The 9,104-nt window shown below is 33.8% G+C and carries 10 protein-coding genes; all 10 read left to right on the forward strand.

Annotated features, from left to right (window positions below; translation table 11 throughout):
• Positions 1-731: 731 nt before the first annotated feature.
• Positions 732-1,421 (forward strand): hypothetical protein, encoded by a 690-nt coding sequence (locus OM075_RS23375; RefSeq protein WP_301192981.1) that lies wholly within the window; start codon positions 732-734, stop codon positions 1,419-1,421.
• A 1,106-nt stretch (positions 1,422-2,527) separates the two neighbouring features.
• A complete protein-coding gene (locus OM075_RS23380; RefSeq protein WP_301192982.1) occupies positions 2,528-3,427 on the forward strand; it encodes a hypothetical protein in 900 nt (299 codons plus the stop codon).
• A 335-nt stretch (positions 3,428-3,762) separates the two neighbouring features.
• Positions 3,763-4,638 (forward strand): restriction endonuclease, encoded by an 876-nt coding sequence (locus OM075_RS23385; RefSeq protein ID WP_301192983.1) that lies wholly within the window; start codon positions 3,763-3,765, stop codon positions 4,636-4,638.
• 544 nt (positions 4,639-5,182) lie between these two features.
• Positions 5,183-5,731, forward strand: a complete 549-nt coding sequence (locus OM075_RS23390) for a hypothetical protein (protein ID WP_301192984.1) — start codon at positions 5,183-5,185, stop codon at positions 5,729-5,731.
• Positions 5,732-6,079: 348 nt separating this feature from the next.
• Complete coding sequence (locus OM075_RS23395) at positions 6,080-6,910, forward strand: AraC family transcriptional regulator (RefSeq protein ID WP_301192985.1); 831 nt, start codon at positions 6,080-6,082, stop codon at positions 6,908-6,910.
• An 85-nt stretch (positions 6,911-6,995) separates the two neighbouring features.
• Positions 6,996-7,550: an ester cyclase gene (locus OM075_RS23400; RefSeq protein ID WP_301192986.1), complete on the forward strand. Its 555-nt coding sequence runs from the start codon at positions 6,996-6,998 to the stop codon at positions 7,548-7,550.
• An 80-nt stretch (positions 7,551-7,630) separates the two neighbouring features.
• Entirely contained in the window at positions 7,631-7,912 is a 282-nt protein-coding gene (locus OM075_RS23405; RefSeq protein WP_301192987.1) for a YceI family protein, read from the forward strand.
• Positions 7,909-8,226, forward strand: a complete 318-nt coding sequence (locus tag OM075_RS23410) for a YceI family protein (protein WP_301192989.1) — start codon at positions 7,909-7,911, stop codon at positions 8,224-8,226. The genes OM075_RS23405 and OM075_RS23410 overlap by 4 nt, the downstream gene beginning before the upstream one ends.
• A gap of 10 nt (positions 8,227-8,236) precedes the next feature.
• Entirely contained in the window at positions 8,237-8,665 is a 429-nt protein-coding gene (locus OM075_RS23415; protein WP_301192988.1) for a DoxX family protein, read from the forward strand.
• 55 nt (positions 8,666-8,720) lie between these two features.
• Positions 8,721-8,810 carry a T9SS type A sorting domain-containing protein gene (locus OM075_RS26165; RefSeq protein WP_363321652.1) on the forward strand — a complete coding sequence of 30 codons (90 nt, stop codon included), beginning with the start codon at positions 8,721-8,723 and terminating at the stop codon, positions 8,808-8,810.
• The last annotated feature ends 294 nt before the right edge of the window (positions 8,811-9,104 follow it).

Below are 9,104 nucleotides of genomic sequence, written 5' to 3' on the forward strand. Positions count from 1 at the left end.
TTGAGGTACGAAAGTCAAGTTTCAGCGCTTTCGACGAAGGCATCGTAGTTTTTTGAGCGAGGCAGGTGCAGCCGGCGGCTCTTTTGTCTACTTTTCGAGCTGTAGCGAAAAGTAGAAGCCCAGCGGCTTGAGCGAAAAAAAGAACAAGGGAACAAGGAGAAAGGTATTTGAGCGAAGAGCTGTGTGCAGAGAGCTTAGTGCAGAGGGCTTAGTGCAAAGAGCATAGTGCGAATGCAAAAGACAGAGTAAAAGGTGGTAGAATATTGTATTATAAGGTCCGAGTTGCAAACTCGAACCAGCAGTGGTTGAGGAAAATGGTTATGAATTATTGTAATATAAAAATCTTTAATCATAGACTCTTTTTTTAATTACATATTAATAGGACTGAAGGTCCGAAATCTTTTAGCTTAGTCTGTAAGGGCTAAGCAAGTATAAAAAACCACTCAAGTACCTCAAACACCTAAACCCTATAGATAAACAATGATTATCAATTCATTAACCACCCCATACACTCCATTTATCAAGAAAATAAACTCATTCATCACAATTACCCATAACGTTTATGAGTTAATGTTACAGAAAGGACTTATATTAGAATAGTTATTTGTCATGTTTTAATAAAGCAATGACTAAATAATAAAGCAAATACCTAACTAGCCCTAAATATGAATATCATTGGAGGATATGGGTATTAGGTTTTTGTACATTATAAACCTTAAAACATCAGTACAATGAATTTTGAAGAGGAATTCGAACAATGGAAAGACCAGATTGAAAATCTGGCAAAAGAAAATGTAAAACTACCAAACAATCCTATTGATGAGTTTACTGCTTATGCCGAAAACCTGGCAATAGAAGCTTTAAAGGATAAGGATAAACTTGAAGCTGCAGGTTTAAATCCCACATACATTGATGATTTAAAATCGCTGAGCGGCGCACTACGTTATTGTCAGGCAATGTGGACTGCTGAATTTAAAGCCATGGGAGAAGCTCGCCAGCAATGGAAAATTGAATCACCGGAAGCATTTCAATTAAAAAAAGAAATGCTTCACCATCTGTCGTTTGCATATAGAAACATGGATGATGTAATTCAGAAAGTTAAACGGATACGAAAAGGTAGTGGCAATGCTGATATGATTCAGGATTTACTTGAATTATCGGTATTGGCAGAAAAGTATCCGGAACCATTAACTAAAATAGGTTTTGATACTACGTTAGTAAGCAAATCTCGAACAGTATCAAATGAAATGCGCGAATTACTGGCTCAGGCTAATGGAGGAGATACGGCAAGTGTAATAAAATTGAACAGAGACAAAGCTTTTACATTATTACAAATTAGAATTACGGAAATATGCGAAGTTGGCAGATATATTTTCTGGGAAGATCCGGATCGTTTGTCAGCTTATAAATCGCTGAAATAAAACTCCCCGTATATATTGGTCCCGAGGCATATTTGACCCTCCCCTCGGGACTTTCACCCTCTTTTTCAGGATTTTAGTATCTCAACATAAAAAATAACCATCTTCATCAGGCCTTATGACCGGCCACACAGCGTTTTTAGCGGTTCATTTGGACATTTTGCCCATTCTTTTTTCAATTTTTTTGATCCACACCAAAAAAAACGGACTTAATCAGCAAAATAACAATCTTCATCAGGCTTTATGACCCGCCACACGGCATTTTTAGTGTTTCATTTGAGCTTTTTTCCCATTCTTTTTTCATTTTTTTTGTTCCACACCAAAAAAAACGGACTTAATCACCAAAATATCAATCTTCAACAGACTTTATGACCAGCCACACGGCATTTTTAGCGGTTCATTTGGACATTTTTCCTATTCTTTTTTCATTTTTTTGTTCCACACCAAAAAAAACGGACTTAATCAGCAAAATAATAATCTTCATCAGGCTTTATGACCCGCCACACAGCGTTTTTAGCAGTCCATTTGAGCATTTTTACAATTCTTTATTCAGTTTTTTTTGTCCACACCAAAAAAAATGGACTTAATCACCAAAATATCAATCTTCAGCTGGCTATATAACTCACCACAACGTAATTCCCTAAATACCTGTTGATATTTTTAATTACAATCAGTTAATTCTGATACTCCCGCAAAGAATAGCTCCCTCCAATCAATTAACATAAGTCACAAACCAGCTGACTTCATGATATATGCAGAACTATGTGATCCATAATTCGAGGTTAAAAGCAAATAACATAGTATTGTGGAATATATCTTTTCTTAAGCTGCTACTCTTTCTCCAGCTTTATTGTTTTTAATACACAAAAAACGCCATCACCACCATATATCACTCAAATTCAACGCCATTAGTATTTTATTTATGATGTATACTCATATATTACTATAGTAAACAAATATAATAGTGGTATAATTTAATCCGTTAGGTAATATTTTAGCGTAAATAATAACTACATTAGCAAAAAATATAACCCAAATACATAAACAAAATATGGCCAAGTATATTGGGATTATTGAAATGTTGGCGATAATACAAAAAACTACATTTAATGAAACTTAGCTTAAAACAAACAAGACAACAACTTCAAAGCATTTCTAAGAAATTTAATTGGGAAATAGATTATAATAACGGAAGAGGAGAATATAATGCAAGCGGTTTAATTTTAGCTAGAGAGGTGATTAATGAAATTGAGTCTCTAAACCTGTTTGAAAATCTTATAAATCAATTGAAATCTTCTGTTATCTTCACGTCTGCAAATGACAATATGAATATTAAAACACAAGAGGGAGCAGAGATTGTAAGATCACTTGAGTTATTGAAAGAACTAATAGAGAACTTCCTTTCTGTACTTCTGAAAACTATTCCAGAAGAAAATGTAGACTCTGTAAATATTAAATTACCAGAGATATCAGATTTTGATGAACTTTCAAAAGTATCAAGAGATATTCATTTAGCTTTAACACAAGTAATATTAAATGACGAAATAAATGGAGAAACAAGAATTGTTAGCGTTGAAAATGGTTCTATTTGGTTAAATGTATTTGTAGGAGCAACTGCAGTAAGCGTAGTTGCAAGTCTAGCTTGGTCTGCCGCTGTTGTTTATAAAAAAATTCAAGAAGGTAAACTATTGGAACAGCAAGTCAGAGGATTAAAAGTAAAAAATGATAGTTTAGAAGATATTCTTAAAGCACAAAAGGCAGAAACGGAGTTATTAATACAGGCAGAAGCTGACTTTATCAATTCAGAGCACTTCAAAACAAATGAACCCGAAAACATTGAAAGAATAAAAAGTTCTTTATCTACACTTTCAAAATTGATTGAAAAGGGAGCCGAAATCCAACCTGCACTGGTGGCACCAGAAAATGTTGCAAACTTATTTCCTAATCCAAAGAAGATATTAAATATTGAATCTAGAATTAAAAAGCTTGCCGATCCAAACGATAATTAAAGTACCTAGCATAATTAGGATGCAAATACTATAATTAGCAATAAATTAATAAACAAATATTAAAAATATGAAAAGAGTAAATATCTATGATGCCAATACTAATGATTATATAGCGTATTTAAATTTGGTTGATGAACCTAATGGCAGGATAAAGTCTAATGAATATATAGCATTTGGAAACATTAAGAATAACTGAATTGACATACATAATGCTAGTTCAAATGAATGGATTGAATATAGTAATTTAAATGGAACTCGTTTAAACCTGTATAGTGCAAAATAAAATGAATATATTAAATATGCTATGTATTTGTAATCTACAATATATCAAGTAAATGGACCTAAGATTTATAGATATACCTAAAATTGAGAATGATGTTCTATTCGAAGATTTAACAAAGGCAATAGCAAAAGCTAGTGGCTTATATGAGAATGTGAATATTAATGGAAGACCTGGTCAAAAACAAGATGGCGTTGATGTCTATGCACGTAAACAAGACGATTCGAATTGGATTGGCATTCAATGTAAAGTTCGTTCAACTAATAAATCATTTACAAAACAAGAATTACTTTCAGAAATAAATCAAGCTAAAAATTTTAATCCAAGTTTGTCTGAATATTATCTATATACAACACTGAGTAGAGATAGTATTACTCAAAGTAACGTGAGGGAAATTTCAAATGATTTAAATAATAGTAATGATTTTTTATTTGAAATTTTATTCTGGGATGACATTGAAGAATTATTGAGAGAAAAAGATTATGAAACTGTTTATTATCAATTTTATCATACTTTTTTTAGGGATAATCTAACATTAGGTCATTCAATAGGAAAATTAGTTAATCTCCACCTAGGTTTTGATAACAAACTAGATACTCAGTATGACTTAATGGTAGGAAAAATACCATCTTATAATGGAGAAAAGTCAAGAACTGATTATTACAGAGGTTCATATTATATTGTAAACTTAAATGAATACCGAATTGAGTTTTTTCAAAAAAGTTATAACTCAAAAAAAGCTCAATGTTTTCCTTCTGATATATCCAATGCTTTTCCTAATCAAATAGATTGCTATAGAGTGAGTAGATGGATTGAAAATTTTGAGGTGTTTGATGATTTGATATACAATGACAAGCACAACTATAATTATTATTTATCAAAAGAAGAAAGGAAAGAATTTAATGAAAAATATTATGTAGAGGAGGAATAAGTAACTACACACAATTATAGATCGCCGATAGGCTAAAGCCTACCGGAGGACCTCTCTCACCACCGTACGTACGCGATCTTCGCTCCTTCCTTCCATTTAAAAAGTCCACTGAACTTTCAAAATGGAGGAACAATACGGCGGTTCTCTACTTCATGGGGAATAACGAATTAGAAGCTATAGAAGAGTGGAGTTGATTATACATATTAGATGAAGCAATATAGCCACGTTTTTGAAGTCGTTCCTCTGTAATGGTTGTTCCTAACAAGAACTTTGGATGTGGGTGCACTACTGCTCATGCAGGGCACCACAAACTGGCATAAAGCATGGCTCGGTTTGCTCGTCCTGACACCTTAGTCTACCGTCTTAGTCCCCCTATCGGGTGACACGACACCACGACTAACGCGCCAAAACTTCTTCCAGCAAACGTTGCAGGTCATTTGAATAACAAGATTTAAACTCACAAATAAGCATAAAAACAAAGGTAAATGAGAAGTATTAGAAAATACCTAAGCAATTTTCAGACTGGACTAACTCTAATCTAACAATGAGACAGATTCTATTTATTTTGTCAATAATATTGACCGTGTCATGCAGTCAATCAGACAACTATTCGACTTACACAAAGTTTATTGACGGATATTATAATAAGGGCTTTAGAAGCATTTCTGAATATCTGAGTGATACAATCACAATGAAAGATGGCGAGTATGAAAAGAAATACTCAAAATTAGATTTTCAGGTGTACTATCAATGGGACACAGTTTTTCAACCTGTACATGAACTGTTGAAAGTTCATAGATGTGACAGTATTGTAGATGTTGTGGTATCAATATCCTCAAAGAGGTTTGATTTTCTAGAAAATAATCCAATGATAACACGTCAAAATATACATTTCAGAGAAGGAAAGATTAGTGGAATAGAATTCGTTGAGAGTAAGAATGCCGACTGGGAAATATGGACAAAACGACGAGATACACTTGTGAAGTGGATTGATAATAACCATCAAGAATTGACTGGATTTATATATGATATGACAAAAGAAGGTGCTGAAAATTATCTAAAAGCGATTGAATTATATCAAAACAAAAAATAAAAACGCCCTGCAATCGTAGATCGCCGATAGACTAAAAGCCCACTGGTGCACCTCTCTCACCACCGTATGTAGGCAATCTTCGCTCCTTCCTTCCATTTAAAAAGTCCACTGGACTTTCAAAATGGAGGAACATATACGGCGGTTTCTTACATCATGGGGAATAATAAATGAGTATTTGAAGCCAAAGAAGAGTGCCATTGATTATACATATCAGATAAAGCAATAAAACTTATTATAAGAACTAAAATCTTTCATACTTTAATCATTGTATGGTTTAATTGTTTTATGTAATTATGCGTTTGTTGAAATAAAGTTGGGTTTACATCACCAACAATAGCATTGCTACAAATGGAAGATACTTTTAAAATAGACTTAGTCAATGAAATTGAAGCCGGAAAAATAGACCCTGCTGCCTACGAACCACATACTCACGATTATGAAGAACTTATTATTGGTACAAATGGTCAGCTGGAACATTTCATTGATTTTAAATCAACATTATACGATGCTCCCTTGATTAGCTTTGTTACCAAAGGGAAAGTGCATTTAGCAAAACCCAAAATAAAAGATGATAAATGCCTGATGTGGGTGGTTCGGTTTAAAAGTGAATTTATTCCGGAATCAACTTTTCAACTTTACTCATTTTACCATAACAATGCTTCGTTTTCTATTGGAGAGGGCTTATGTATTAATAGATTAAACGCTTTATGCGAAATGATGTCTGATGAAATGAAGCAGGATGCTCCGGATTACGGCATTATCAGACAATTACTTAGCTCACTGTTTACCATCATCAAATCAGAGTGGCAAAAACAGCATGCTGAAGAATCGCAGGTGCAAAATTCAAAAAGCCTGGCCTTTAGTAACTTCCTTACCATACTCGAAGAACATTACAAAGAAAATGTTGGGGTTGACTTTTATGCAGAAAAGCTTTTTATGACTTCACGAAACCTGAACCTGATCTGCCGCCACATCATGCAAAAAAGCCTTTCCGAAATTATTGAAACACGAAAACTACTGGAAGCAAAAAATCTGCTGTCTACTACCGATAAAACCATTACAGAAATTGGATTTGAGCTGGGATTTAATGAAAAAGCCTATTTTACAAACCTTTTTAAAAAGAAAACAGGACAGACTCCATCTGGTTTCCGTACCGACATTAAAACAATGATTTCCTAAAATCACAACTCTTCTTCCGAATAGTGTTACCCCTGCCTTTGTTGCCTGATTTAACTTTGTATCATAACATTTAAGTAAAGAAAAAATGAAAAAGTTAAATTTAATTCTAGCCGCATTAGCACTAATTGGAACATTAACTGCAAATGCACAATCGAAAAAAGAAATTGCAAACGCAAAAAAACAACTTAACGAAATATTAGCCGGCAAAAAACTGACTGAAGAATACTTACAAAAATTCGACACCCTTGATTTTGTAGTTTACAGTAATCAGGAATGGGAAAGATTACACGAAAGTCATGCCGAAAACATTCTTGTTTATTATCCTGACGGAAGCACAACAGTTGGTTTAGAAGATCACATTGCAGCCCTTAACCCTATGTTTGTTTTTGCACCCAACACTAAAATTAATGTTCACCCAATACGTTTTGGTACCGGACAATACACTGCTGTTACCGGTTATATTGAAGGAACATTTTCAAAACCGATGCCTTTACCTGATGGAAGCTCCGTTCCTCCAACCGGAAAATCATTCAAATTACCTATGGTAACTATTGGTTTATGGAAAGATGGTGTGATGTACGAAGAGCACCTGTTTTGGGACAATATGGCCTTTATGAAACAGATAGGTTTAGCAAAATAAATAATATATCCTGATTTTTTAATCATAACCCAGAGGCGATTTAATTACAAGTCAAGTCTGGGTTATATAAAAGTACTGCCATGAAACGAACCTATAAATTAAACATACTATTCTCGATAATTACACTATTAAGTCTATCGTCATTTACAGCTAATAGTCCAACAGTTTGGACCAATGACCTACCCCACTCTCAATTATTTTTTACCGTAACCCACCTGGGCATTAACGATGTAAGCGGAACATTTGATGACATTACTGTTCAGGTAAAATCGTCAAAAAAGGATTTTAGTGATGCTGTATTTACTTTAACAGCAAAACAAATTCAATTAACACACGTGTTGAAGCACGAAACAATCACCTGAAAAGTGCTGACTTTTTTGATGTTGAAAAATATCCGGAGCTGACTTTTTCCAGTACAGGAATTAAACCTGCCGGAGAAAATAAATACAAACTAACAGGTGATTTAACCATCCACGGTGTTACAAAAACTGTTACGGTGGATTTATTGTACCGGGGGCAAACAACAAATCCCATGTCATCAAAACTAACTACATCGTTTCAAATTAATGGCACCATTAAACGTTCAGACTTTAATGTGGGTGGAAAATTTCCGGAAGCCATAGTAAGTGATGAAGTAAGAATTGTTGCTAATGGAGAATTTGTACAAGCTGACTAATAATTGAACAATGATTGATTTTTTAACAGATTTATTGGAAATAAACCAGAGTGCTACAAATATTTATGTTGCACTTCTGGTTTTAAGAGTAGTTATTGGAGTACTCATGTTAAAACATGGAATTCCAAAAATAAAGAAGTTATTATCACCTGAGCCAATACATTTCTTTAAAACATTTGGCTTAAGTGAAAGAAACTCCTTAGTTGTTGCAGCCTTTGTTGAAGTATTTTTTTCAACGCTATTAATCCTTGGCCTGGGAACAAGAGTTGCTGTACTTCCTTTGCTGGGTACCATGGTAATTGCAGCCTTTTATACGCTGAAATCGGAGCCCTATGACAAAAAAGAATTACCTATTTTGTTTATGTTGATCTACATCACCATACTAGTAAGCGGCAGTGGAATGTTTTCATTGGATTACCTGATATTTGGCTTGAATTAATTTGTATATGTGATTGTTTGTTTATGGCCATAGACCAGTTATATAAAAAAGACTCTTGTGTATTTCATCATTAAGTTCTGGTATTTACAATGTTATTATTACGTCTAACAATCAAAGCACTGTTAAAAAAGTAGTAAAAAAATAAAATACAGCATACCAATTTGTTCAAACGCAGTTCATTAGTTGAGCTGCGTTTTTTGTTTATTTTCAATGTGTATCATTTGTTTTTAAACAGAGCTGTCCTAATTATATTAGTCAACTGGTGCTTCGCCCAGACCTGACTTCATTTTTTAGTTCACAAGGTCTGTTTCTTTATTGTGTTCATGATTTCCGCTGCGCTATAATTGTCATGCCACAAAAAACAGAAGCAAAAAAAGGCTAGGCTGCACCCACTTCTCTCAAAAAACTACGATTATTTGACTGAAATCGTTTAAACTCG

Source organism: Plebeiibacterium sediminum, from assembly GCF_026013605.1.
GTDB lineage: Bacteria > Bacteroidota > Bacteroidia > Bacteroidales > Marinilabiliaceae > Saccharicrinis > Saccharicrinis sediminus.

What these genes read in the sequence shown, in the direction of transcription:
- OM075_RS23375 (WP_301192981.1), top strand. Translation starts at nt 732, where the DNA reads ATGAATTTTGAAGAGGAATTCGAACAATGGAAAGACCAGATTGAAAAT.
- OM075_RS23380 (WP_301192982.1), top strand. Translation starts at nt 2,528, where the DNA reads ATGAAACTTAGCTTAAAACAAACAAGACAACAACTTCAAAGCATTTCT.
- OM075_RS23385 (WP_301192983.1), top strand. Translation starts at nt 3,763, where the DNA reads ATGGACCTAAGATTTATAGATATACCTAAAATTGAGAATGATGTTCTA.
- OM075_RS23390 (WP_301192984.1), top strand. Translation starts at nt 5,183, where the DNA reads ATGAGACAGATTCTATTTATTTTGTCAATAATATTGACCGTGTCATGC.
- OM075_RS23395 (WP_301192985.1), top strand. Translation starts at nt 6,080, where the DNA reads ATGGAAGATACTTTTAAAATAGACTTAGTCAATGAAATTGAAGCCGGA.
- OM075_RS23400 (WP_301192986.1), top strand. Translation starts at nt 6,996, where the DNA reads ATGAAAAAGTTAAATTTAATTCTAGCCGCATTAGCACTAATTGGAACA.
- OM075_RS23405 (WP_301192987.1), top strand. Translation starts at nt 7,631, where the DNA reads ATGAAACGAACCTATAAATTAAACATACTATTCTCGATAATTACACTA.
- OM075_RS23415 (WP_301192988.1), top strand. Translation starts at nt 8,237, where the DNA reads ATGATTGATTTTTTAACAGATTTATTGGAAATAAACCAGAGTGCTACA.